Source organism: Gordonia marina, from assembly GCF_052036135.1.
In the GTDB taxonomy this organism is placed as follows: Bacteria; Actinomycetota; Actinomycetes; order Mycobacteriales; family Mycobacteriaceae; genus Gordonia.
Window position 1 is genome coordinate 18,385 of record NZ_JBPSDN010000008.1, and the last position, 23,913, is coordinate 42,297.

The 23,913-nt window shown below is 68.4% G+C and carries 23 protein-coding genes; 6 read left to right on the top strand and 17 right to left on the bottom strand.

Going from position 1 to position 23,913, the window contains the following annotated elements:
* Nucleotides 1–52 precede the first annotated feature (52 nt).
* Both ACSEEN_RS06605 and ACSEEN_RS06610 read right to left on the bottom strand, forming a co-directional pair.
* The gene (locus tag ACSEEN_RS06605; protein ID WP_440712687.1) at nucleotides 53–1,441 is read right to left on the bottom strand and encodes a WS/DGAT/MGAT family O-acyltransferase; all 1,389 of its coding nucleotides are present in this window, start codon (nucleotides 1,439–1,441) and stop codon (nucleotides 53–55) included.
* A gap of 100 nt (nucleotides 1,442–1,541) precedes the next feature.
* Nucleotides 1,542–2,939 carry a WS/DGAT/MGAT family O-acyltransferase gene (locus ACSEEN_RS06610; RefSeq protein WP_440712688.1) on the bottom strand — a complete coding sequence of 466 codons (1,398 nt, stop codon included), beginning with the start codon at nucleotides 2,937–2,939 and terminating at the stop codon, nucleotides 1,542–1,544.
* A gap of 263 nt (nucleotides 2,940–3,202) precedes the next feature.
* Between ACSEEN_RS06610 and ACSEEN_RS06615 the strand changes: the two genes are divergently transcribed.
* Entirely contained in the window at nucleotides 3,203–4,921 is a 1,719-nt protein-coding gene (locus tag ACSEEN_RS06615; RefSeq protein ID WP_440712689.1) for a hypothetical protein, read from the top strand.
* A 182-nt stretch (nucleotides 4,922–5,103) separates the two neighbouring features.
* Nucleotides 5,104–6,462, top strand: a complete 1,359-nt coding sequence (locus tag ACSEEN_RS06620; RefSeq protein WP_440712690.1) for a hypothetical protein — start codon at nucleotides 5,104–5,106, stop codon at nucleotides 6,460–6,462.
* A gap of 17 nt (nucleotides 6,463–6,479) precedes the next feature.
* On the opposite strand, the gene ACSEEN_RS06625 is transcribed toward ACSEEN_RS06620, so the two are convergent.
* Nucleotides 6,480–7,880, bottom strand: a complete 1,401-nt coding sequence (locus tag ACSEEN_RS06625) for a hypothetical protein (RefSeq protein ID WP_440712691.1) — start codon at nucleotides 7,878–7,880, stop codon at nucleotides 6,480–6,482.
* Nucleotides 7,881–8,066: 186 nt separating this feature from the next.
* Between ACSEEN_RS06625 and ACSEEN_RS06630 the strand changes: the two genes are divergently transcribed.
* Nucleotides 8,067–8,669: a SanA/YdcF family protein gene (locus ACSEEN_RS06630; RefSeq protein ID WP_440712692.1), complete on the top strand. Its 603-nt coding sequence runs from the start codon at nucleotides 8,067–8,069 to the stop codon at nucleotides 8,667–8,669.
* A 176-nt stretch (nucleotides 8,670–8,845) separates the two neighbouring features.
* Nucleotides 8,846–9,973: an NDMA-dependent alcohol dehydrogenase gene (locus ACSEEN_RS06635; RefSeq protein ID WP_298441179.1), complete on the top strand. Its 1,128-nt coding sequence runs from the start codon at nucleotides 8,846–8,848 to the stop codon at nucleotides 9,971–9,973.
* A 31-nt stretch (nucleotides 9,974–10,004) separates the two neighbouring features.
* Here the strand turns inward: ACSEEN_RS06635 and ACSEEN_RS06640 are convergent, their stop codons facing one another.
* The 3 genes from ACSEEN_RS06640 to ACSEEN_RS06650 are packed head-to-tail and all read right to left on the bottom strand — an operon-like array spanning nucleotide 10,005 to nucleotide 12,662.
* On the bottom strand, nucleotides 10,005–10,631 hold the full coding sequence (locus ACSEEN_RS06640; RefSeq protein WP_440712693.1) for a 3-oxoacid CoA-transferase subunit B: 627 nt from the start codon (nucleotides 10,629–10,631) through the stop codon (nucleotides 10,005–10,007).
* Nucleotides 10,628–11,398, bottom strand: coding sequence for a CoA transferase subunit A (locus ACSEEN_RS06645; protein ID WP_440712694.1), 771 nt, complete (start codon nucleotides 11,396–11,398; stop codon nucleotides 10,628–10,630). Before ACSEEN_RS06645 ends, ACSEEN_RS06640 begins: the two co-directional genes overlap by 4 nt.
* Before the next feature lie 40 nt (nucleotides 11,399–11,438).
* Entirely contained in the window at nucleotides 11,439–12,662 is a 1,224-nt protein-coding gene (locus ACSEEN_RS06650) for an acetyl-CoA C-acetyltransferase (protein ID WP_440712695.1), read from the bottom strand.
* 77 nt (nucleotides 12,663–12,739) lie between these two features.
* On the opposite strand from ACSEEN_RS06650, the gene ACSEEN_RS06655 reads away from it, so the two are divergent.
* Nucleotides 12,740–13,627: a LysR family transcriptional regulator gene (locus ACSEEN_RS06655; protein WP_440712696.1), complete on the top strand. Its 888-nt coding sequence runs from the start codon at nucleotides 12,740–12,742 to the stop codon at nucleotides 13,625–13,627.
* Nucleotides 13,628–13,708: 81 nt separating this feature from the next.
* Here ACSEEN_RS06655 and ACSEEN_RS06660 read toward each other — a convergent pair whose 3' ends face one another.
* The 8 genes from ACSEEN_RS06660 to ACSEEN_RS06695 form a co-directional block, all read right to left on the bottom strand.
* On the bottom strand, nucleotides 13,709–13,903 hold the full coding sequence (locus tag ACSEEN_RS06660) for a hypothetical protein (protein ID WP_440712697.1): 195 nt from the start codon (nucleotides 13,901–13,903) through the stop codon (nucleotides 13,709–13,711).
* A 95-nt stretch (nucleotides 13,904–13,998) separates the two neighbouring features.
* The gene (pcaG, locus tag ACSEEN_RS06665; protein WP_440712698.1) at nucleotides 13,999–14,679 is read right to left on the bottom strand and encodes a protocatechuate 3,4-dioxygenase subunit alpha; all 681 of its coding nucleotides are present in this window, start codon (nucleotides 14,677–14,679) and stop codon (nucleotides 13,999–14,001) included.
* Between the two features lies 1 nt (nucleotide 14,680).
* Entirely contained in the window at nucleotides 14,681–15,439 is a 759-nt protein-coding gene (gene pcaH, locus ACSEEN_RS06670) for a protocatechuate 3,4-dioxygenase subunit beta (RefSeq protein ID WP_440712699.1), read from the bottom strand.
* Nucleotides 15,440–15,467: 28 nt separating this feature from the next.
* Nucleotides 15,468–16,682 (bottom strand): 4-hydroxybenzoate 3-monooxygenase, encoded by a 1,215-nt coding sequence (locus tag ACSEEN_RS06675; RefSeq protein ID WP_440712700.1) that lies wholly within the window; start codon nucleotides 16,680–16,682, stop codon nucleotides 15,468–15,470.
* Between the two features lie 22 nt (nucleotides 16,683–16,704).
* Nucleotides 16,705–17,190: a CoA-transferase gene (locus ACSEEN_RS06680; protein ID WP_440712701.1), complete on the bottom strand. Its 486-nt coding sequence runs from the start codon at nucleotides 17,188–17,190 to the stop codon at nucleotides 16,705–16,707.
* A complete protein-coding gene (gene pcaC / locus ACSEEN_RS06685) occupies nucleotides 17,187–17,582 on the bottom strand; it encodes a 4-carboxymuconolactone decarboxylase (RefSeq protein WP_440712702.1) in 396 nt (131 codons plus the stop codon). The genes ACSEEN_RS06680 and pcaC overlap by 4 nt, the downstream gene beginning before the upstream one ends.
* Nucleotides 17,579–18,361 carry an alpha/beta fold hydrolase gene (locus ACSEEN_RS06690; RefSeq protein WP_440712703.1) on the bottom strand — a complete coding sequence of 261 codons (783 nt, stop codon included), beginning with the start codon at nucleotides 18,359–18,361 and terminating at the stop codon, nucleotides 17,579–17,581. The genes pcaC and ACSEEN_RS06690 overlap by 4 nt, the downstream gene beginning before the upstream one ends.
* On the bottom strand, nucleotides 18,361–19,548 hold the full coding sequence (locus ACSEEN_RS06695) for a lyase family protein (RefSeq protein WP_440712704.1): 1,188 nt from the start codon (nucleotides 19,546–19,548) through the stop codon (nucleotides 18,361–18,363). Before ACSEEN_RS06695 ends, ACSEEN_RS06690 begins: the two co-directional genes overlap by 1 nt.
* A gap of 165 nt (nucleotides 19,549–19,713) precedes the next feature.
* Between ACSEEN_RS06695 and ACSEEN_RS06700 the strand changes: the two genes are divergently transcribed.
* The gene (locus ACSEEN_RS06700; protein ID WP_440712705.1) at nucleotides 19,714–20,481 is read left to right on the top strand and encodes an IclR family transcriptional regulator; all 768 of its coding nucleotides are present in this window, start codon (nucleotides 19,714–19,716) and stop codon (nucleotides 20,479–20,481) included.
* 17 nt (nucleotides 20,482–20,498) lie between these two features.
* Here the strand turns inward: ACSEEN_RS06700 and ACSEEN_RS06705 are convergent, their stop codons facing one another.
* The 3 genes from ACSEEN_RS06705 to ACSEEN_RS06715 are packed head-to-tail and all read right to left on the bottom strand — an operon-like array spanning nucleotide 20,499 to nucleotide 23,913.
* The gene (locus ACSEEN_RS06705; protein ID WP_440712706.1) at nucleotides 20,499–21,971 is read right to left on the bottom strand and encodes an aldehyde dehydrogenase family protein; all 1,473 of its coding nucleotides are present in this window, start codon (nucleotides 21,969–21,971) and stop codon (nucleotides 20,499–20,501) included.
* Nucleotides 21,968–22,636 (bottom strand): HD domain-containing protein, encoded by a 669-nt coding sequence (locus ACSEEN_RS06710; protein WP_440712707.1) that lies wholly within the window; start codon nucleotides 22,634–22,636, stop codon nucleotides 21,968–21,970. Before ACSEEN_RS06710 ends, ACSEEN_RS06705 begins: the two co-directional genes overlap by 4 nt.
* Nucleotides 22,633–23,913, bottom strand: a complete 1,281-nt coding sequence (locus ACSEEN_RS06715) for an NAD(P)/FAD-dependent oxidoreductase (protein ID WP_440712708.1) — start codon at nucleotides 23,911–23,913, stop codon at nucleotides 22,633–22,635. The genes ACSEEN_RS06710 and ACSEEN_RS06715 overlap by 4 nt, the downstream gene beginning before the upstream one ends.

Here is a 23,913-nt window from a genome sequence, read left to right on the forward strand (position 1 = left end):
TGGTGCGGGTCATCGATCTCCGGGCCCCCAGACACGACGCGGACCGGCCGGATCAGTCGTCGATCGGGTCGATCACTTCGAGTTCGCCGAGCGCGGTCTCCAGGTGGTCGAGCATGCGCTGCAGGCTCGGCAACTGGGCGCGGGCGCCGGTGATCCCGAAGGCGGTCTTGCCGCTGACCGAGGTGATCGTGATGTTCATCGCCTGCCCCTCGACCGGGATCGACGCGGGGTAGCAGCCGTCGAGCCGAGCACCGTTCCAGTACAGCTGCTCGTCGGTTCCGGGGACGTTGGAGATCACCACGTTGAACATCTGCGGGGACAGATCGAGTCCGCCGGGCATTGGGGAGAACGCCAGCGGCCAGAGGTTGGCCGCGCCGAGGGCCAGCTGTTGCAGCGGGCGCAACCCGCGGACCACGTTCTTGGCCGACGCGGTGGACGCGCGGATCTCGCGGAGCCGATCGGCCGGGGCCGGCAGGTCGGTGGCGAGCCGGGCCAGGATCGCGGTGACGTTGTTCCCCTCGGACTCGGCGTCGTGCAGGGAGACCGGGACCATCGCGGTGAGCGATTCGTCGGGCAGGGCGTCGTGATCGGACAGGTACGCGCGCAGGGCGCCCGAGCACATGGCCAGGATGACGTCGTTCACCGTGACGCCGTGCCGGCGGGCGGCGGCGCGGATGCGTTCGGTGGGCCAGTCCTGCGCGGCGAAGCGACGGGCGGCGCCGATCGGGACGTTCAGCATCGTCTTGGGCGCGGCCTTCATCGGCGGGACGAAGTCCTTGTTCCGCATGCCGGAGACGGCGACCTTGGCCGCCGCGGGCGCCAGGCCGACGATGTCGTCGGCGGTGCGCACCACCGTGCCGACGGTGTCGGTGACCTTGCCGAACAGGCTCTTCTCCGGCTTCGGTGCCCGCTTCCTGCGGCGACGCCGGAGGTGGGCGTCCCAGAACGCCGTGCCCGAGCGGTCCTCGGGATCGGTGTTGAGGCAACGTTGCAGCATCCGCAGTGCGGTGACGCCGTCGACCGTCGAGTGGTGGACCTTGGTGTAGAGGGCGAGCCGGCCGTCCTTCAGGCCCTCGATGATGTGGAGTTCCCACATCGGCTTGGAGCGGTCGAGCAGCGTGCCGTGGTTGAGCGAGACATAGCGCAGCAGGTCTTTGATCTCGCCGGGCCGGGGCAGCGCGATGCGCCGGACGTGGTAGTCGAAGTCGATCTCGTCGGCGTGCTGCCACGCCAGATAGCCGGCGACGCTGCCGGCCGGCCGGCGGAGAAACGCGTCCTGGAACTCGGTGGCGGCCTCGAAGCGCTCGTGGATCTCGTCGGCCAGTTCGGCCGCCGTCTGCCCGTCGCGCGGAATGAACAGCTGGAGCCCGCCCACGTGCATCGGTTGGTCGCGTGTCTCGGCGATGAGGAACATCGACTCGGTCACCGGCATGTATTGCATGACGCTCCCTCGGGTTGTTCGGGTAGGGGAATCTTACTGGCAAGTAGCCACTGAGACGCCACGACGTCAGGCGTCTCAGGATTGTCGACGATGTGCCTGGTCAGGCGCCGATCGGTGCGATGTCTTCCAGCTCGAGCAGGGCGGTGTCGAGGTGGTCGAGGATGCGCTGAAGGCTGGGCAGCTGAGCGCGCGCGCCGATGATGCCGAAGCTGGCCTTGCCGCCGACCGTCGTGATGGTGATGTTCATCGCCAGGCCGTCCATCGGGATCGACACCGGGTAGCAGCCGTCGAGACGGGCGCCGTTCCAGTAGAGCGGCATGTCGGGCCCCGGCACGCTGGAGATCATCAGGTTGAAGCCGTGCGGCGTGTACTTGACGAAGCCGGGCACCGTCGCGAAGGCCAGCGGCCAGGCGTTCGCGGCACCGAGCGCGAGCGACTGGATCGGTTTGAGGCCGCGCACGATGTTCTTGGCGGACGACGACGAGGCGCGGATCTCCCGCAACCGCTCGGCGGGGTCGTCGATGTCGGTGGCCATCCGGACGATGATGGCGGTGATCGCGTTGCCGTCGCCGTCGCCCTCGCCGTGCAGGGAGACCGGCAGGCACGCGGTGAGGGTGGAATCCGGGAGTTCGTGGTGGTCGTGCAGGTAGCGGCGCAGCGCACCGGCGCACATCGCGATCAGGACGTCGTTGAAGGTGACCCCGTGCCGGCGCGCGACGTCGCGCAGCCGGTCGGTGGGCCAGTCCTGCGCGGCGAAGCGCCGTGCCGAGCCGATCGTCACATTGAGCGCGGTGACCGGGGCCATCTGCATCGGGGCGACGAAGTCCTTGTCGAACACGCCGGCGATCGCGACCTTCGCGGCGGCCGGGCCGAGGCCGATCAGGTCGTCGGCGAGCCCGACCGCCGAGCCGATCGTGCCGGTGACCTTGCTCAGCAGCCCCGACGGGGTCTTCGGCTTCCGGGGGCGGCGGCGCCTGAGAAGCGCGGGGTCCCAGAACGACGTCCCGCTGCGATCGTCCGGATCGGTGGTGAGGCTGCGCTGCAGGATGCGCAACGCGGTGACGCCGTCGGCCAGCGAGTGGTGGATCTTGGTGTAGAGGGCGATGCGGCCGTCGCTGAGGCCCTCGATGATGTGCACCTCCCACATCGGCCGGTTCCGGTCGAGGAGCGCGCCGTGGTTGAGGGACACGTACCGCAGGAGGTTCTTGATCTCGCCCGGCCGGGGCAGCACGATCCGGCGGACGTGATAATCGAAGTCGATCTCGTCGTCGTGCTGCCAGGCGGTCAGGCCCATGACGGCGGCCGGGCTGGCGGGTCGTTTGCGGAAGAGCGGCTGCACACCGGTGACCGCGATGAACCTCGCGTGCACCTCCTCGGCCAGCTCCGCCGGGCTCTGCCCGTCGCGGGGGATGAAGAGTTGCAGGCCGCCGACGTGCATCGGCTGGTCGCGCGTCTCGGCGATGAGGAACATCGACTGCGTCACCGGCATGTACTCCACAGGTGCCCCTCCGTTTGCGCGCCGTTCCGGCAGTGTACCACGCGCCGCCTTCTCGCCACATTGTGGCACGCGCCACATCGCAGGGATTTCGGTGGTGGTCCACACCCCGTCGGCGGTCGCCGCGAAGCGGCCGCGAGCGTCGGCCGACGGAGGGGATCCGAGTCTGGAACGGGAGTTTTCCCGATTATATGTGACTCATGACACGTTCAGCGTAGTCTCAGCTTCGCCGGGAATCGGACACCAGCTGCAAAGGACGCATGCACATGGCCACTCCACTGTCACTCAGCGCGCCGGGCAACCGCCGCAAGGCACTCGCGATCGCCTCGGTCGGCGCATCGGCGGCACTGCTCGCGGGCACGGTGACGCCCCCGCCTCAGGCTCACGCGTCGATCCCGGCTGTGACCAGTGCGCTCGCCGGAATCCACACGCAGGTGACTCAGCTGCAGGACCAGCTGGTCGACGCGCTGGGAATCACCAGTGGCAGCTACCTCGGGGGCGTGGCCGTCGGGCCGCAGTACCTCATCGATCAGATTTCTGCGCTGGTGGCAGACATCATTCCGGGTGCGAGTTCAGAGCAAATAAGCGAGGTTGTTACCAAGATCCTGAGTCTGGTCGGTCTTGAGCCAGGTCATGAACTGGCGATCGCAATACTGCCGGGAACGGCCATTGCCGTGCCTATCGGGACCGGGACGAGCGCCACCGCGATCTCCGTCCTCGGTGTCGCGCTCGCCACCGACGGTGTCACGCAGATCTTCGATGACATCTGGAATCTCTCGGTCGACGACATCATCGGACAGATTCCGGGGCTGGGCGGGATTCTCGGTGGCATTCTCGGCGGGATCGGTGTGGACCTTCCCACCCTCGGCGACCTCGTCGAGGAGGTCACCGGTGGAGCAGTGACGAGGGCGAGTCTGCCAGGCGACACGGTCTTCTGCCTCGGCGGATTCGCCTACGCGAACTCCGGGACCGCCGGGACCTGTGTCGACATCGCGGCGCTGATCGACGGCCGCTACAACAAGCCGACCGGTGAGCTTCAGCTCGGGCTGACCAACCCGCTGTCGTTGCTGACTTATCTCACCGACCCGGATCAGCTTCTCCCAGTGGTCGCCAACGCGCTGACCGGCCAGCCGATCTATCTGCTCGATGACTTCGCTCGCCTGAGCCTCAATGGCCCGGAGAATCTGGCGCTGACGAGTAGCTATGGGTTCGCTGCGGTCGCGGGCGGGGCACCGATCACGATCGATTGGCTGGGGGCTTCCCTCGGGTTGTTCGCGGGCACCGCTCAAACGCACGGCACTGGGAGTCTCCTCGGCGTTCAGTCGCCGACATTCGTGAACTACTTGAGTCTGCCGTCGTTCGATTTCACGACCCCGACCGGTCTGGCGAATCTGATTCCGAGCCTTGGTTTCTCGGAATTCAACGCGCTCGACCTCTTCACCGTCGGTGCCTGGAGCACGAGCGGTCTACTGAATGGCGACCTGCCGACGATCACGCAGGGGCCGTTCCTGCAGATTCTCGACGCGCTCGGCGGGCTGATCGGGTCGGCCAGTTCGCTTGCCGCCAACCCGACCTCGCTTGCTGCGGACTCGACCGGCTTGGCTGGAATCACTGCGTTCTCGGCAGACGACTCCACGACCGGCGGCGGCGATGTCCTGAACAAGGCCGCCGTGCCGGATGAAGACGTGACCCAGACGTATCCGCTGGTCGTCAACGACGCGCCGACGCCTTCGGTGACACCGGAGGTCACGCCGCCGAACGACCCTCCGCAGATCGTGGTACCGCCGGTGGACCCGCCGGCGGCCCTCACGGTCACCGGCACCGACAACAGCACTACCACTGACAACAGCACCGACACCGACACCGACACGACGTCGAACACGGAGCTCGGCGGTGGGACCGGAGCCGGCGACGGAGCCGGGGCCGGGGCCGACACCGGTTCCGGTGGCGGAGCCGACGCGGGTGCCGGGGGCCTCGACAACTAGATCAACGGCTCGCTTCGGCCCGCTCGCCTGCCAGGCGAGCGGGCCGAGCGCTGTTCGGGGACGGTTCTTCGGGTGCGAGACGGCGGCGCCGATCGGTCCGGAATCTCGGGAACCGGCCGGTAGGTGCGCCGGTGGCGCCTACGGTGGGCGCGTCGGAGGTATCTGAACAGGGGAGGGTTTCGATGGGGACGATGCGATCGGCGATGTCAGTACGGGCGAGGCGGGTGGCGGTCGGTGCGTCGGTGCTCTGTGCGAGTGCCGCCGTCGCCGCGGGAACCACGGTGACCGCGCCGCCCGCCCATGCATTGGTGGATACCGTCACGGCCGTCTCGGCGGGATGCATGGCCGGTGACCCGGAATTCCACGACGCGAGCAGAACGACGATCCCCCGCATCCACGGCCCGTACGCCGACTGCCGGGGATCGTCGCCGTCCATCGTGGCGCGGGTCGCCGACGGGGTGCTCGGACTGTTCATCGCCGACCTCGACCTGTCGTCGCTGAACGGTGTCGCGGCGCTCGGCCCGGGGAGCAGCGCCGAGATCAAGGGCCTGGGTTTCAACACGGCCGTCGCCGGGGGCCTCCTCCCGGCCAGCGCCGGGACCGCCAGCGCCCACGCCCGCGACCCGTTCAGCGCGGCGATCGCCGCCGGTGGCATGCGCAGCACCGGAACCGCGGACTCCCTGCTCGGGGCGGCGCTGGCCGTCGGCCTGTTCGGCGGAGACGCGACGGCGAGCGGCTGGCTCGGCGGACTCGCCATGGCGCTCACGACGGACGGCAGCGACGTCTCGGCGACCGCGGTGGGCGGCATGGCGCTGGCGTCATCGGGCGCCGACCACCCGATCTGCTCCGCGGTGTACGCCACCGCGACCACCGGGAAGGGATCGTGCACCTCGATCCTCTTCCTGTTCCAGCAGTACGACAGAAACGACGGCCTCACCGACTTCGCGATCAAGAATCCGCTCGACGTGGGCCTGGCGGCGCCGCTCGACGGTGTCCTCAGTGACGAGGTGGTGAGCCTCCTCGACCGACTCGGAGTCCAGGGGGTGGCCGGGCTCGCGGATCTCTCGATCGTTCCCGAGTTCCGCAGCGATCTGATCCGTGTCGTCGTGAAGGACGGTGGCTGGTTCCGTCTCGAGTCCGACGTGCCGCAATGGCTCGGTGGGCTGCTCCGGCCGCAGCCGTCACAGCCCGCCGCGCCGGATCCGGCCACGATCATCGACAGCACGCAGGCGCTCACCCGGTCGATCCCGTCCGCGATCGATCGGGCGAGCACCCTGGTGCCCTCCGAGGACGATCAGGTCGCGCAGCTCGACGACCTCGGAGGAGACCCCGCGGCCGTCGCCGCCTCGGCGGGCGGGTCCGGGTCCGCCGCCGATCCGGCCGGCAGGTCCGGAGCCGTCACCGATCCGGTCGACGGCTCAGGAGCCGCCACCGATCCGGTCGACGGCTCCGGGACCACTACCGATCCGGTCGACGGGCCGGCGCCCGTGGACGGCGACTCGGGTGTGGTCACCACCGGTTCGCTCGACTCCGTCGACTGACCTCCGGCCGCCCGGGACTATCCGAGGTCGAGGCCGCCGGTCGGGGTTCCGGTGTCGGCCGGGGTCTCGGCCGGGCTGTCTGTCGCCGTGTCACCGGACGCATCGCCCGTCGTCGACGTGCCCGCCGTCGGAGTGATGTCGGCCGGGGTCCCTGCCGCCGCGGTATCAGCCGCGGCGTCGTCAGCGGAGGAGTCGGCAGCCGGGGTGTCCACGACGGGGGCGTCGGCGGCCGGGGCCTCCTCGACCGGGGCGTCTTCGACCGGAGCCGGGTCCGAAGACGGTGCGGCCGGGCGCGCCTGGGCGTCGTCGAGCACGGTGGACGACAAGGCCTCGGTGCCGGCCGGAACCTGCCGGTCGGCGATCGTCGTCGCCGCTGCGGACCGAGTCGCCCCCAGCGCGTCACCGGCCTGGCCGGCGAGACCGCCGAGCCAGTCGCTGATGCCGGTGCCGATCTTCGGGCCGTCGGCGCCCATCTCGATGCGGATCAGATCGCTGCCGAACGCGGGGATGATCTTGAGTCCGAGGATGTCGCTGAGTGCGTCGGGCATGCCCATCCCGGACGTGAGCATCGAGAAGATGGACACGGTCTCCGGCGGCAGTATGCCGGTCAGCTTCAGATCGAGCGGGTTCTTGATCGCGTACACGACGGGGCCGTCGCCGACCTGCGACTTCTGGAAGATGAAGAGCACCCCGGTGCAGGAGTTGACGTTGTCGCCGCCCTGGGTGACGGAGGCGGTGGCGTACAGCGCGGTGCAGACGGCCTGGTTGCTGGCGGGACCGAAGGTCTGCTGGCCGTCGTCGGAGACGTTCAGTGCGGCCGCGATTCCGCCGAGCGCGGTCGCCGTCGCCGTCACGTCTTCGGCGCCGACCGTGGCCGCGAGTGCTACTCCGGCGGGCAGCGAGTGGGCCACCGCTTCGCCGCCGAACGCGAGCGCCGTGGACAGGCTGCCGAAGTGGGCATGACTGGTCGCCGCCGAGCCTTCGCCGAAGCCGAACGACAGCGCGCCGCTGAGGTAGTCGTCCGCCGTCGCGCGGGAGGTGGCCATGAGGCTCACCGCGCCGGCCAGGCCGGTGCCGTTGATCTTGGAGTCGCCGAGGAAGATGACCCCGGCACCGTTCAGGTCGCTCAGGCTCAATCCGAGGTTGGGTGCCACGAGACCGAGCAGCGCGTCGCCGAGGGCGGCGAGCGGTGACGGTTCGGAATCGCTGCAGTCGGCCAGCACGCCGCCGTCGTCGACGACGGTCCGGTCACCGGCGAAGCAGCCGGCCGATCCGATCGGGCCGCTGCCCGGTTCGGCGGCCTCGGCCGCGCCGGGCGACAACGCGGGACCGGCGATCAAGGCCGCGGCTGCGCCGGCCGAGGCGAGCGTGGTCGCGAACCGTCGCCGCCGGTTCGGCCGGGTGGTGGTGAGAGTCATGAGGTGGTCCTCCACAAGTGTGATTTCGGTCGCAACCCCCCTGAAAAAGGGACACTAGGTCGTGCGGTTACTGGCGAGTTGGGAATTCTGAAACTCGTCCGTGTCCTAATTTCTGGTGTCACACTTATAGGTCACACAGCTTGTGTGGGTGATCGGGTGGCCGGGGCGGGCGGCTACCGTGGGCGGGTGCGGAAACGACTCGGCCTCCTGGCCCTCTGGCTGGTGATCGTGGTCGAAGCCGTCGTGATCGGAAGTTCGGCGTGGGCGGTGATCGTCTCGCGCGGCCGGGTGGTCGACGCCGGCGAGGTCCCGCCGGGTGGACCCGAGACGGTGATCGTCCTCGGTGCGAAGGCCGGCGCCGGCGAACCCGGCATCTACCTGCGCAATCGGCTCGACGTGGCGCTGGCCCTGTACCGGGAGGGTCGCGTCGACCGGATCGTCAACTCCGGAAACGACGCCGACGATGCCGGCAACGAGGTCCGCGTGATGCGCGACTACCTCGAAGCGCACGGGGTCCGGGCGTCGGACATCGTCGACGACCCGCTCGGCCTGAACACCGCGGCGACCTGCCGCCGGGCGGCCGGTGAGTTCGGGGTGCGCCGCGCGCTGATCGTGACGCAGAACTTCCACATCGCACGGGCCGTCGGACTGTGCCGGGCCGCTGGGATCGACGTGACCGGGGTGATCGCGCCGTGCCGCGGATGTACGCGACTGTCGTTGGTGCGCAACTACGTGCGGGAGGCTCTCGGATCGCGGCCGCGGGCCGTCGTGGATTCGCTGACCGGTTGAGGAGCGACGGTTTCGACGTTGGTCGAGCGGAGTCGAGGCCTCGACCATCGGAGGTCCTGCGCGGCCGTCGTGGACGTCGGCGGGAAGATCGCCGAAACAGCACGCGATCGCGGTTGCGCGGCGAGGATCGAAGGTGAGAGACATCCGATCGATCGAGAAGGACGAGGAACCACACGATGAAGACGAAAGCGGCGGTCCTGCGCGGCGTGAATCAGGAGTGGCAGATCGAGGAGGTGGAACTCGGCGACCCGGTGGCCGGCGAGGTCCAGGTGAAGCTGGCCAGCTCCGGCCTCTGCCACTCCGACCATCACCTGCGTACCGGCCAGAGCCCGGCGCCGATGCCGGTGGTCGGCGGCCACGAGGGCGCGGGGGTCGTGACCAAGGTGGGCCCGGGGGTGACGCGGTTCGCCGAGGGCGACCATGTCGTGACCGCGTTCATCCCGGCGTGCGGCGTCTGCGGCCCCTGTTCGCGCGGCCAGCAGAACATCTGTGACGAGGGCGCCGGCCTGCTCACCGGGCTGTCGATCTCGGACAAGACGCACCGCATCACCAACGCCGCGGGCGAGACGTTCACCCAGATGTGCCTGCTCGGCACCTTCTCGCCGTACATCACCGTCAACGAGGCCTCGCTGGTGAAGATCGAGGACGACATCCCGCTGCGCGAGGCCGCGCTGCTGGGCTGCGGTGTCGCCACCGGCTGGGGCAGTGCCACCGAGATCGGTGGAACCAAGGTCGGCGACACCGTCGTCGTGGTCGGTATCGGCGGCGTCGGCATCAACTCGGTTCAGGGCGCCAAGGCCGCCGGTGCGCGCTACGTGGTCGCCGTCGACCCGGTGAAGTTCAAGCGCGACATGGCCGAGAAGCTGGGCGCCACGCACACCTTCGCGAGCATGGAGGAGGCGCTGCCCGCGGTCGGCGAGATGACCTGGGGCACGATGGCCAACACCGTGATCATCACCGTCGGTGAGATCAAGGGCGAGTACATCGCCCCGGCGCTGGCGATGACCGCGAAGGGCGGCCAGGTGGTGGTCGTCGGCATGGGCGACTTCCAGGCGATGGACGTCAAGCTCAACCTGTTCGAACTCACCCTGCTGCAGAAGCGCGTGCAGGGCGCGATCTTCGGCGGTGCCGGCCCGCGCACCCAGGTGCCCAAGCTGCTCAACGAGTACCGCGCCGGTCAGCTCAACCTCGCCGACCTGGTGACGCAGACCTACCGTCTCGAAGACATCAACAAAGCCTACGACGACATGCTCGAGGGCAACAACATCCGCGGCATGATCGTGTACGACGAGGCCGACTGGTAGGCCGTCACGGGGCCGCCGCGCCGGGCGCTCATCAGCGCACCGGTGCGGCGGTGGCCTCCCGAACGTCGTCGAGCGTCACCCCGGGTGCCAGTTCGACGACGGCGAAGTGGTCGCCGGCGCAGTCGAAGACCCCGAGGTCGGAGATCACCCGGCTCACCACCCCCAGCCCGGTCAGCGGCAGCGAGCACTCGGCGACCAGCTTGGCGTCGCCCTTGCGGGTCACGTGCTCCATCAGCGTGATGACCCGGCCCGCACCGTTGACCAGGTCCATCGCGCCGCCGATCCCCTTGACCATCGCGCCGGGGACCATCCAGTTCGCCAGATCACCGGCCGGCGAGACCTGCATGGCGCCCAGTACGGCGACGTCGACGTGGCCGCCGCGGATCATCGAGAAGCTGGTCGCCGAATCGAAGAACGACGCGCCCGGCAGCACCGAGACGGTCTGCTTGCCCGCGTTGATCAGGTCAGGGTCCACCTCGTCGTCGTACGGGAAAGGACCCACGCCCAGGATTCCGTTCTCGGCGTGCAGGACCACCGTCGAGTCCTCCGGCACGTAGTCGGGGATCAGTGTGGGCAAGCCGATCCCGAGGTTGACGTAGTCGCCGTCGGACAGTTCGCGGGCGGCCCGGGCGGCCATCTCGCTGCGTGACCAGCTCATGATTTCCTCTCGCGGACGGTGCGCTGCTCGATCGACTTGCGGGCGGCCTGCTCGGGGGTCAGTGCGACGATCCGCTGCACGAAGATCCCGGGCAGGTGGATGTCGTCGGGGGCCAGTTCGCCCACCTCGACCACCCGCTCGGCCTCGACGACGGTGATCCGCCCCGCCATGGCGGCCGGCGGGTTGAAGTTCCGGGCGGCGGCGTGGAAGCGGCAGTTCCCGGCGCGGTCGACGACCGCCGCCCGCACCAGTGCGAAGTCGGTGACGATCGACTCCTCCAGCACCATGTCGGTGCCGCCGAAGCTGCGCACCTCCTTCGGCGGGGAGGCTTCGGCGATCGTCCCGTCCGGGTGGTAGCGCCACGGCAGCCCGCCCTCGGCGACGAGTGTGCCGACCCCGGTCGGGGTGAAGAACGCGCCGATCCCGCTGCCGCCCGAGCGCATGCGCTCGGCGAGGGTGCCCTGCGGGGTGAGTTCGACGGTCACCTCGCCGGACAGGAACTGGCGGCCGAACTCCTTGTTCTCGCCGATGTACGAGGCGATCACCTTGCGGATTCGGTGCGCTTCCAGCAGCAGGCCGAGACCCGCGCCGTCGACGCCGCAGTTGTTCGAAACGATCTCCAGATCGCCCGCCCCCTGTTCCAGCAGCGCCTCGATCAGAAACCAGGGAATGCCGGCCAGGCCGAAACCGCCGACGGCGAGGCTCGCGCCGTCGGGGATGTCGGCGACGGCCTCGGCCGCCGAGCCGACGACTTTGTCGATACTCATCGCTGCTCCAGATGTTCGATGCGGGTGACGGTCGCGGTGCTCACCGGACCGCCTCGAAGACCGCGGCGAGGCCCTGGCCTCCGCCGATGCACATGGTCTCCAGCACATACCGGGCGCCTCGGCGGCGGGCCTCGTAGGCTGCGGTCGCGAGGATCCGCGCGCCGGTCGCACCGACCGGGTGACCGAGCGAGATGCCGGAGCCGTTGGGGTTGAGGCGTTCGTCGTCGGCGTTGATGCCCCATTCGGCGAGGACCGCGAGCACCTGCGCGGCGAACGCCTCGTTGAGTTCGATCAGGTCCATGTCGTGCAGGGTGAGACCGGCCCGATCCAGCGCGGCGGCGCTCGCCGGCACCGGGCCGAGGCCCATCGTCTCCGGCGCGCAGCCGGCCACCGCCCACGATCGCAGGGCCAGCAGCGGTTCGAGCCCCTTCGCCTCGGCGTGGCCGCGGGTGGTCACGACCATCATCGCCGCGCCGTCGTTCTGGCCGGAGGCGTTGCCGGCGGTGACCGTCGAGGCGGGGTCGACCCGCCCGCGGACCGCGCGCAGCCGCCCGAGCGATTCGAGACTCACGTCGGCGCGCGGGTGCTCGTCCCGGTCGACGACGACGTCGGGCTTGCCGCGCCGCCCCGGGATGGTGACCGCCACCAGCTCGTCGGCGAAGCGGCCCTCTTCGTGGGCGGCCACGGCGCGCTGATGTGAGGCGACGGCGAGCGCGTCCTGCGCCTCGCGGGTCAGTCCGTGGCGGGCGCGGAGGTTCTCGGCGGTCTCGATCATCCCGCCCGGTACCGGGTGCGAGGTCCCGCCGGCCGTGGCGCGGGCCCGGTCCAGGCGGTCCATCAGCTCCACCCCGCCCTGCTTCACACCGGTGCGCAGGCCGAGCGCGTAGTGCTCGACGTTCGACATCGATTCCACTCCGCCGGCGATCACCAGGCCGGCGCCGCCGGTCGAGACCGCCGCGGCGCCGGTGAGCACGGCCTGGAGACCGGAGCCGCAGCGGCGATCCACCTGCATGCCGGGGACGCCGATGCCCAGGCCGGCGTCGAGGGCGGCGTACCGGCCGATCGCCGGAGCCTCACCGTTGGGTGATCCCTGGCCGAGGATCACGTCGTCCACGTCGCCCTCGGTGAGGCCGGTGCGCTCGACGAGTGCGCGGAGGGTCGCGGTGGCGAGCTGCCCGGCATCGAGGGAGGCCAGGGTACCGCCCATCCGGCCCACCGGGGTGCGCAGCGGGGCGCAGATGACGATGTCGGAGGCGCTGGTCATGGTTTCCACGGTAGGAGGACCCAGATATATTGAGAAGTACAGAAACAAGGTCTATTGAGATGTCAGGAGTATGAATAGTGGAGCTGCGGCATCTCCGCTACTTCCGCGCGGTCGCCGAGGAACTGCACTTCGGCCGCGCGGCCCGGCGTCTGCACATCGCGCAGCCGCCGCTGTCCCAGCAGATCCGGCAGTTGGAAGACGAACTCGGCGTGGCCCTGCTGGTGCGGTCCACCCGCCGCGTCGAACTGACCCCGGCCGGTGAGGACTACCTGCGGCGGGTGATCGAGATCCTGGACGGTGTCGACGCCGCCGGCCGGCACGCGCGACGTATCGCCGACGGCGCCAGCGGTCACCTGACCATCGGCTGTGTCGGCTCGGCCACCTATTCGTTGCTGCCCCGGCTGGTGCGCAGCCTCCGGGAGGAACTGCCCGGCGTCGACGTCGACCTGCGCGGCGAGATGCTGGTGCCCGCGCTGGTCGACGGCCTGCGCTCGGGTGCCCTCCACTTCGCGGTGCTGCGCCCGCCCGCCGACGCCGCGGACCTGACCGTCGAGGTGCTCCGGGCCGAACCGTTGATCGTCGCCGTGCCGGAAGGACATCGGCTGGCTGAACGTGGGAGTGTGGACCTCGCCGAGCTGGCCGAAGACGACTTCGTGGTGCATGCCGGACAGGGTCGATCGGTGCTGAACGAGCTCGCCGTCTCGCTGTGTGTGGCGGCGGGCTTCACGCCCTTTATCCGGCACGAGGTGGCCGAGACCTCGACCCTGGTGACCTTCGTGGCGGCGGGACTGGGTGTGGCACTGGTCCCGGAACCGACGGCCGCGCTCGACATCGCCGGGGTTCGCTACCTGCGCCTGGGCCACGGTGGCGGGCAACTGGATCTGGCCGCCGCGTATCTGACCTCCGCGCACTCCCCGTTGATCGACCGGGTGCTGGGTCTGCTGCGGACCGCGGTGGGTGACTGACCGGCCCGAAGCACACGCGCACGAAACGGTCGGATCTGTTGGTCGCCGACCAACAGATCCGACAGTCACGCGGGTTGCCCGTCAGCGGCCGTGCAGCACCGGGATCGGCCCGGTCGGGCAGTCGGCCGCCGGATCGTCCTCGGGCAGGCTCTGCGCGTAGACGACACCCAGGCCCAGGAGCACCAGGCCGACCACGATGAACACCAGCACCCGGAAGAACCCGCCCAGCGCGGGTGCTGCAGTGGTTTCTGCCGATTCGATGCCGGCCGGTTTCACGATCGTGTGCTTCGGGGTGAGATAAACGCGCTGGAAGATGCCCGGCAGTTCGGCGGCCGCGGCCTCGCGTATCAGTGTGGCAGAACCCAGGGAAGTCAGACGTCGAAGAAGACGGTCTCGTACCCTCCGTCCGGAGTGTCCTGCAACCGGACGTCGAAGCGGTAGACGGTGACACCGTCGCCGGAGTTCTCAGTGCGTTCGGCGATCAGCGTCTTGCGACGCACCTCCCACTCGATCCCGTTGAGGACCGGGTCGGCGGCGTTCGCCTCCGGTTCGTCGTCGAAGTAGATGCGGGTGTGCAGACCGATGTTGATGCCGCGCGCGAATACGATCATCAGGACATGCGGAGCTTGCTGACCGCCGACGCCGGGAAGGCGCCCCGGTTTGACGGTCTCGAACCGGAACCACCCGTCGTCGAAGTCCGCACCGGTGCGACCCCAACCGCGAAACGCCGGATCCACCAGCTTGTCTTGTGTATCGGCCGGATGAGCGTACTTGCCGATCGCATTGGCCTGCCAGATCTCGAGCAGTGCGTCACGCAGTGGCGTTCCGGTGCCGTCGAACACGCGGCCCTCGATCACGATCCGGTCCCCGAGGGTCTCCTCGCTGACGAGTACATTGCCGAAGTTGTTCTCGTAGATGTCGAACCCCGCCTGCTGCGGGGCCAGCCCGATGTGCACATACGGTCCGCCGGTCTGGGACGGCGACTCACGGCGAACCCGGTATGCGGGTTCGAGCCGAACCGGTTCGAAATCGAATGACGGTGTGGTGGTCATGTCAGTTCGCTCCTGGAATCGTCTCTTCGAAGAAGGTGGCTCGGCGACCGCGCACCGTCAGATCGAATCGGAAGGTGCGTGCATCCAGCACGGCGTCGTGCGACGGATCTTCCAGTGCGATCAGACTCTGGGTCTGTTCCCGAGTCGGAATGGTGCGGGCGATCGGGCAACGGTTGATCAGTGGATCGCCCTGGAAGTACATCTGCGTGATCAGCCGCTGCGCCCACCCGTGACCGCTGATCGAGAAATGGATGTGCGCGGGCCGCCACTCGTTGATGCGATTGCGCCAGGGGTATGGGCCGGGCTTGATGGTCCGGAAGTGGTAGTAGCCGTCGGCATCGGTGATGACCCGCCCGCATCCACCGAAGTTCGGGTCGATCGGTGCGATGTACTGATCCTTCTTGTGCCGGTACCGGCCGCCGGCATTGGCCTGCCAGACCTCCACCAGTGCACCGGGAACGGGCCGGCCGAACTCGTCGAGAACATAGCCGTGCACGATGATCCGCTCCCCGATCGGCAGACCGTCCCGCGCGTAGTTCAGGATCAGATCGTTGTCACGCTCACCGAGCTCGGATGGATCGAACACCGGCCCGGTGATCTCGGAGACGGTCGGCTTGTTCGAGATCAGGTTCCGGCGAGGGGAACGCAGAACACTGGTTCGGTAGTCGGGGGTCAGGGCCGGCGGGTGCAACGCAGGGTCGCGCTGTACGAACGGCGCGCGGATCGATGCCGGCGGAACCAGCAGCTTCTCATTGCTCATTTCAGATACTGCTTTCTCATGGGGGAAGTCATGCGGACAGGGCAGCGGCGACGGTGGGCCAGCCGGTGTACGCCTCGGCCAGGAACCTGGAGCCGGCCTCGGAGCTGACGACCGAGTCCAGCTCGCCGAGCTGGCGCTTGACATCGAATTCGGAGGCACCGTCCAGTCGGTGCAGCATGGTGGTCATCCAGTAGGAGAACTGCTGCGACTTCCAGACGCGCTTGAGTGCACGATCGCTGTAGGAGTCCAGGGCTGCACGGTCGCGGTCAAGGATCACCCGATGCAGAGTCTCGGCAAGCACTTTCACATCGGCCAGCGCCAGATTGAGCCCCTTGGCCCCCGTCGGCGGCACGGTGTGGGCGGCATCGCCGGCAAGCAGGAGACTGCCGTAGCGCATGGGCTCGCAGACGAAGGACCGGAAGGGCAGCACCGTCTTACCGTGGATCGGCCCTTCCTTGAGGGTGAAGCCGTCCGGTCCGGCGACCCGGCGGGCAAGTTCCTCCCAGATCCGTTCGTCAGACCAGTCGTTGACATCGTCGCCCGGCGAGCATTGGAAGTACATGCGCTGCAAGGCGTCCGTGCGCTGGCTGATGAGCGCGAACCCGTGTTCCGAACGCGTGTAGACGAGTTCGGGCGCTGACGGTGGCGCGTCGACGAAGAAGCCGAACCAGGCGAACGGGTACTCGCGGTAGAACTGGCGCCGGTCCGGGATCTGGTGCCGAGTCATCGAACGGGAGCCGTCGGCGCCCACCAGGATCGAGGCGCTGACCTCGCGGTGGAGGCCTTCGGCGTCGATGAACCGCACGGTAGGTGAGTCGGTGAGGAGACCGTCCACGGTGGCATCCCGGACGCCGAACCGGACGTCGCCGCCATCACGTTCTCGCGCATCGGCGAGATCGATGAAGACATCGGTCTGCGGGTACAGCCACACAGATGCACCGGTCAGTCGCTGGAAGTCGATGCGGTGGCTTTCGCCGTTGAAACGCAGATCCACCCCCTCGTGTTCGTAGCCGTCGCGCAGCACTCGGTCCGACACCCCGGAGCTGGTGAGCAGGTCGACACTGTCACTTTCGAGGATCCCGGCCCGGTCGGTCGTCTCGATCTCGTGCCGGGTCCGGTTGTCGATCACGATCGAATCGATCCCGTCGAGGGCGAGCAGATGCGAGAGCATCAGGCCTGCCGGACCGCCGCCGACGATGGCGACTTGAGTTCGTTCACTGGTGGCTGGTTTCTGGACGGCCATGGGGTTGCCTTTCACTGGAAGTTCAGGGAGTTCGATGACCGGCGGTGTGGTCGATCGGTGGGACGTCGAGTGGGGCCGCGAGCTCTCGAAGCCGCTGCCGGACAGAGCAGTCGCCTCGACGCGGCCAGCGGTCAGATCGAGGACGTCGACGCCGTCGATCCGCCGGGTCTTCTTGCCCTGGGGCGAGCAGCGTGCCGAAACCGGTGAAGAACACCCCGAGGCCTGCACCGTCGCCCGGGATCCGCCCGGCGAGATTGCCCCGCGGCACAATCTCCACCTCGGTTTCACCGGCGTGAAAGGCCGCGTCGAACTGCCGGGAGTCTTGCTGGCGGGGGAAGGAACAGGTGACCCTCTGGACTCGACGAGCCTGAATCGGTGCAGCCGGACCGCGGTCACTGTTGCCGATGACCGTCAATTCGTCGGGCCGGACGCCGGTCAGGGTTCTGCCGGTCCTGCCGAACTGCAGGCGAATCCCGTCGTAGACGTCCACCTGTCCAGCGCGGCTCATCCGAGTTCACCGTCCTCGGTGAGAACACGCTGAGCGATCGCGAAGGCGTGGTTTGCGGCCGGAACACCGCAGTAGATCGCCGCATTCAGGATCACCTCACCGATCTCCTCGACAGCCAGCCCGTTGCTCCTGGCCGCGCGCACGTGCATCGGCAGTTCTTCCCAGTGCCCCAGTGCGATCAGCGCAGTGAGCGTCGCGACGCTGCGCGTACGGCGATCGATGACGGTCCGCGTCCACACCTCCCCCCAGGCGTAGCGCGTGATCAAGCTCTGGAAGTCGGCGGTGAACGCCGTCTTGTTCTGTTCGGCGCGGTCGACGTGCGCGTTGCCGAGCACGGCCCTGCGCACCTGCATGCCCCGCTGATAGTCCGGATCGGTGTCGCTCATGGTCATGAGCCTCCTTCTTGCAAGAAGCCGGTGATCGCCGCAGCGGTCTGCCGCGGATCCTCGGCGGTGGGCAGATGAGCGCAACCGGTGAGTACCTCGACCCGGGATCCACCGATCGCCGCGGCGAACCGGCGGACCTCGTCGACGGTCACCACCGGGTCGACCTCGCCCGGGGTCAGCAGCAAGGGACGCCGGTTTCCGGCCAGTCTGTCGCTCAGGTCGAAGGCGCCCAGCGCCTCGCAGACCAGGGCGTACGACTCCGCATCGGTCTCGTACAGAGAACCGAGCAAGCGGTCCGCGCGATCGGGGTGGGCGCGAGTGAATCCGGCAGCGAACCAGCGCTGTGAACTCGCCGCCACCAGGCTTGCGGTGCCCTCGGCCCGCACCAGCCGCGCCCGCTCGGCCCAGCCCTCGGGTGTACCGATGACAGGCGCGGACGCGATCACGACGATCGGTTCGACGGGTGCCGCGGCGGCCGCGAGCGCCAGGCCGACGGCGCCACCTACTGACACTCCGGCATAGGCTGCGCTCTCACCCGTATGCGATACCCGGTCGCCGACCGTTTCGGCGAGATCCTCGATCGAGAACGGCTCGGTCGCCGACGGGCTGTTGCCGTGTCCGGGCAGATCCCACCCGAGCACGTGCACCGAGCCGTCGAGCAGTTCGGCGACCGGAGACCACAGGGCGGCGACAGAGGTCCCCAGCGAGGGCCCGACCATCAGCGTGGGCGCGGATGTTTCGGCCGGTCCGTTGAGCGGGGTGAAAGTCAGTACGGGGGCGGCCATCAGTGACCTCCGCGCAAGGTCCGGGCGGCGGCGATGGCAGCGTCGATGAAGTCCGGAGTAGCGCCCAGATAGTCGGTCGGAGTCGTCACCTCGCCGCGTGACTCGGCAAGCAGATCACTCGCCGCGGCAGCCACTCGGCTCTCCATCACCTCCGCATGAACGTTGAGTCCGCCGAGCACTTCGACCAGCTGTCCCGAGGCGGTCAGAGTCACCGAGAGCAGGTTCCGCAGCGCGGGCCATTCGCTGTGCCAGGCACCGTCGGGACGCTCGTCGACGGCCTGGCCGGCAGCGCTGTGCAACTGCGCGCCGAGAAGTGGCGCCTGTAGCGCGGCGGCGCGGATGAGCACACTGAGCACCGGATTGCGCTTGTGGGGCATGGTCGACGAGCCACCTCGTCGCGGGCCGCCCTCGCTGAGTTCACCGATCTCGGGACGGGACAGCAGCAGCACGTCGGATGCGATCGTGCCCATCGCGTCCGCGCAGCCGACCAGCGCGTCGCCGATCCGGGTGATCGGTGCCCGATTGGTGTGCCAGGGCAGCCCGGGCCAGCCCAGTCCGAGTTCTGCGGCGAAAGCTTCGGCCGAAGACACGGGCGAGGCCCCCGACCGGGCCAGCGTTCCGCTCGCGCCGCCGCACTGCACGGGCAGAGCACTGCGGACGCGGTCGACCGAGGCCGCCGCATCGACCAGTGAGCTGAGCCACTGCGCGGCTTTCAGGCCGAACGTGATCGGTACGGCGAACTGGGTCAGGGTTCGCCCGGCCATCACTGTGGCACGGTGCTCTCCCGCGAGCCGGATCAGCACGTCAATTGCAAGATCCAGATCGGTACGCAGCCGGACGAAGACCCCTCGGGACAGCAGAATCAGGGCGGTGTCGATGATGTCTTGGCTGGTGAGGCCGCGGTGCAGAAGTGCGGCATCCGCCGCGGGCAGTCCGGCACGCAGGACCGCCACGAGTTCAGCCGCTGGATTGCCGTAGTCCTCCGTGCCGGCAGCCAGCGCCTCCGGGGCGATCATCCGGGTGCGTAGCACCGTCTCGATCTCGGCGACTCGATCGGTGTCGGCACGGCCGATGGATGCCAGCGCCCGCAGCCACGCCAGTTCCGCCTCGACCATGACCGCTATCAGCGTGTCGTCGCTGAGCAGAGCCTCGACTCGGCCGTGTCCGGGCCGCAACAGGTCACTCATGACGACCGCCTCAACGATTCGGCGGCGTGAACGAGCTGTGATTTCATGCCACTCAATGTAGGAACGTGACTGCTCTCACGTCGATGCTAGGCTTCCGCTGAGTGGAAGCGATCTTGGTCATTCGGTCGCGGGTCCGTCCAAGTGACGTGGAAGGCGAGGTGCACGATGGCCGGCAACACCGCGGTGCCCGGGGAGTCCGTCATCGCCAGGACGATGCGGATTCTCTATACGTTCGACGAGCAGCATCGCAGCCTGTCGCTGACCGAGATCGCCTGCCGGTCCGGTCTGCCCGCCGCGACGGCGCACCGCATGCTCAAGGAGCTCGTCGTGTCGGGCGCGCTGGTGAGACGAGGCAACGGCCGCTATGTGGTCGGCCGACGCATGTGGGACGTCGGGTTACTGGCTCCGCAGACCGGCCTGCGGGATATCGCCGCACCGTTCCTGTCTGATATTCACGCCGCCACCAAAGCGACAGTGATGCTGGCGATTCGGGAGAACGACAGGGTTCTGTACCTCGAGCGGCTGTCCGGGCATGCCTCGGTGCCGGTGGTCAGCAACGTGGGCAGCAGGTTACCGCTGCACGCCACCGGGGTCGGCAAGGTGCTCCTGGCCTCGGCGCCGGACAGTGTGGTCGAGCACGTGATGTCTTCATTGACGCCGCATACTCCGTACACCATCACCTCGCCGGCCCACCTGCGTACGCAACTCGAAGAGATCAGGAAAGACGGCTACGCGACGACTGTCGAGGAGATGACGCTGGGCGCGTGTTCGGTGGCGGTCCCGATCGTCTCCGGCGCAACGCAGGGCGGCGGGCGTCCGCCGACCACGGCGGCGGCATTGGGCATCGTGGTGCCGAATCTACGGCGGCACCGCGCCCAACTGCTCGCCGCGCTTCGGGTCGCAGCCCGCGGCATCGGCCGCGGGCTGCTCTGACCGTGTCGGACGGCCGGTCAGTCCCGCTGATGGATCGACTTGTAAACGGTGTACGCCGATAGCCCTTCGATTCCGTATTCCACACCCAGACCTGAGTCGTGGCGGCCCGCGAACGGCGCGCTGTGATTGGAGGCGAAGAAGTTTATCCCCACAGATCCGGTGTCCATTCGCTCGGCGACCTCGAATGCGGCCTCTGCGTCGGTGGAGAAGACCACCCCGCCTAGTCCGTAGGCGGTGGAGTTGGCGATGTCCACGGCTTCGTCGACCGTCCGGTACGGCAGAATCGTGATCACCGGACCGAAGATCTCTTCGCGCGCGATCTGCATATCCGGGCTCACCTCGGCGAAGACGGTCGGTTCGATGAAGAACCCGGGTCCAGGTCCGGCACGGCCGCCGGTCACCACCTGGGCGCCCTCTCGCTTGCCGGACTCGATCATCGCCGTCACCGAGTCGAACTGCGACTGCGTGGCGACCGGACCGAAGACGGTGTCGTCCTCCAACGGATCGCCCTGCTTGGCCGCGCGGATCGTCGCGGCCACCAGCTCGACGACGTCCGCGTAGCGCTCGGCGGGCGCTAGGATCCGGGTGGCGATGTAGCAGGTTTGCCCGGTATTGCGCAGGCAGGTGCGCACCAGGCCCGCTCCCATTGCCGACAGGTCTGCGTCCGGCAGCACGATCGCCGACGACTTGCCGCCGAGTTCGAGAGTCACCGGGCGCAACAATTCACCACAGACCGCCGCGATCTTCCGGCCCACGGCAGTGGAGCCGGTGAAGGCGACCTTATCGACGAGAGGATGCTCCACGAGCGCCGAACCCGCCCGGCCGGAGCCGGTGATCAGGTTGACGACCCCGGGCGGGATACCGGCGGCCACCGCCGCTTCGACGATGAACCTGATCGACAGTGGGGTCGGCGAAGCCGGCTTGATGACAGTGGTGCAACCGGCCAACAGGGCCGGGGCGAGTTTGATCATCACCAGATTGATCGGGAAGTTCCACGGTGCGATCAGCACACAGACGCCGACCGGATCGCGCTGCACCGTCGAGGCGGCGCCACCCGCAGGGAACGGCCGGACGTCGGGCTTCTCCAGGTAGTCGGCCAGCCCGGCGAAATAGCGCAGAATCCCGGCCGCATTGGCTGCGGCTCCGCGGGTCTCGGCGATCGGGGAACCGTTCTCCAGGGTGTTGGTCCAGGAGAGGACTTCGGCACGCTTCTCGATCTCATCCGCCATCACCAGCATCAACTCCGCCCGCTCGGAAGGCGAGGTCGATCGCCACGGTCCGGCGTCGAAGGCCCGGCGGGCGGCCTCGACCGCGGCGTCGACATCGGCGCCCACCGCGTCGGGAACTCGCCCCCACTGCTCGCCGGTGGCCGGATCGATCAGCGGAATGTCCGCGGTTCCTACCGACGTGCGCCAGGCCCCGTCGATGAAGTGATCGTCGACCTCGGTCCAGGGGAGTGCGTTCAGGATTGCGTCTCGGCGCCCGGTCATCGCAGCACTCCGGTCTTGAGCAGCGCGACGGATTGATTCAGATGGGTGGTGCCGATGCTGATCGCGGCCTCGGTGATCAGCTCGGGGACGATCTCGGCGGCCAGCCGGTCCGTGTAGCGGGCCGGTGTCAACTGGAACCAGCCTGAGGCCAGTGCGATGCCGGCGTGGTCGAAGCGCCAGAGTCGGTCGGCGTCTCGTACCAGTGCGTCCTCGAGCGAGTGCGCTTCCTTGCGTGTGTCGTGGCCGTCGATGATGTCGCAGACGGCATCCACGAAGTCCTCCGGGTAACCGAGAGGCGGCAGAACCTCCTGAGCGATGATGCAGCCCTGCTTTTCGTGCTCGAAGCGAATGGCGGCTTTGCGCCAGTCGCCGGCGAAGCCCTCACTGAGGATGCGCTCCTCGTCCACCCGGCCCCAGCCGGTGTCGTGCAGCAGAATCGCGACCCGCACGAGCTCGGCGTTCGCCTGCGGGTAGGCGCGGCAGAGTCGTTCGGCATAGGCCAGCGAGATCGGTAGGTGGATGTCGTTGCTCCGCACCCTGGTCTCCGGAATCACCGCTGCCCAGACGGGATCGAGCGTTGCACCGGACGGCGGCGTGAGCGAGATGGGACTGACGTCGACCGGTCCGGTTGGAACGATCGGGCTGGGAGGCAATTCGTTGATCACGACGGAATCTCTTCGGGAAGTCGGGTGATGGATTTGAGAGTGGTGGCCGGGTCCGTGGCCTCATCGGCCGGGATCGACGCGTTCTTGGACAGTGCGGCCTTGACCGCCATGAAGTCCAGCGGTGCGTTGATGCAGTCAGCGGCGATGATTCGTCCGGTTCGGTAATACAGGACGGTGAAGCGTCCCTTGGCCGGGTCGACGCGCAGCACCGTCTGGTCATGCCCGGTCGACAGCCCGGCGATCTGCAGTTTCAGGTCCGCCTGGTTGGACCAGAACCAGGGTGTTCCGACGTAGCTTTCCGGCTGACCGGCCAGCGCGTAGGCGGCGATCTTGGCCTGCTCGACCGCGTTGTTGACACTCTCGAACCGGACGCGGTCCCCCGCGGGTGCCCCGGGAATCGGATTCGGCAGATTGGCGACGTCGCCGACCGCGACGGTGTGCCCGTCCGAGGCGACCGAGAATCGGCCCACGCGAATGCCGTTGTCACACTCCAGACCGATCGACTCGGCGAGTTCGGTATTCGGGATCACGCCGACCCCGATCAGCACCAGGTCTGCGGGATACTGCCTCCCATCGGTCAGCCGGACGCCGGCCACCCGATCTCCGTCACCGAGGATCTCCTCGACCTGTGCATCGAGTGCGATGGTGATACCGGCCCGGCGATGATGCTCGAGGAGGTGCGCGCTGGTGTCCTCGCCGACAGCTCGGGCCACCAACCGGGGCGCCGCCTCGACGAGCGTCACCGTGCGCCCCATCTTGTTCAGGCTCGCAGCCGCCTCGATGCCGATGAAGCCGCCACCGATCACCACGACGTTCCGAACATCCGGGACGCGGGCCTTGAGCTCGAGTGCGTCGTCGGCGTTGCGCAGGTAGAGGACCCCGGGAAGGTCGACACCGCGAACCAGCAGTCGCCGCGGCCGGGCGCCGAGGGTCAGTGCGAGTCTGTCGAAGGGAAACTCCGCACCCGAGAGCGCATGGGCCACCCCCGAGCCGTCGGGATCCTTCCGGATCCGGATGATCCGCTCATTGGGCACCACGGTGATCTGATGCTGGTCCCAGTACTCCCGGGTGCGATAGATCAGCGATTCCTTGCTGATCTCACCCTGCAGGAACTCCTTGGACAGGGCCGGACGCTGGTACGGTCGGTGGTTCTCGTCGCCGAGCAGAGTGATCGGTTCGGTGATGCCAAGTGCGCGTAGCGAGATCGCCAGTTGCACGCCGGCCTGCGACGACCCGATGATGAGGATTCCAGCAGCGCCGGAGGGCTCGTCGGACAT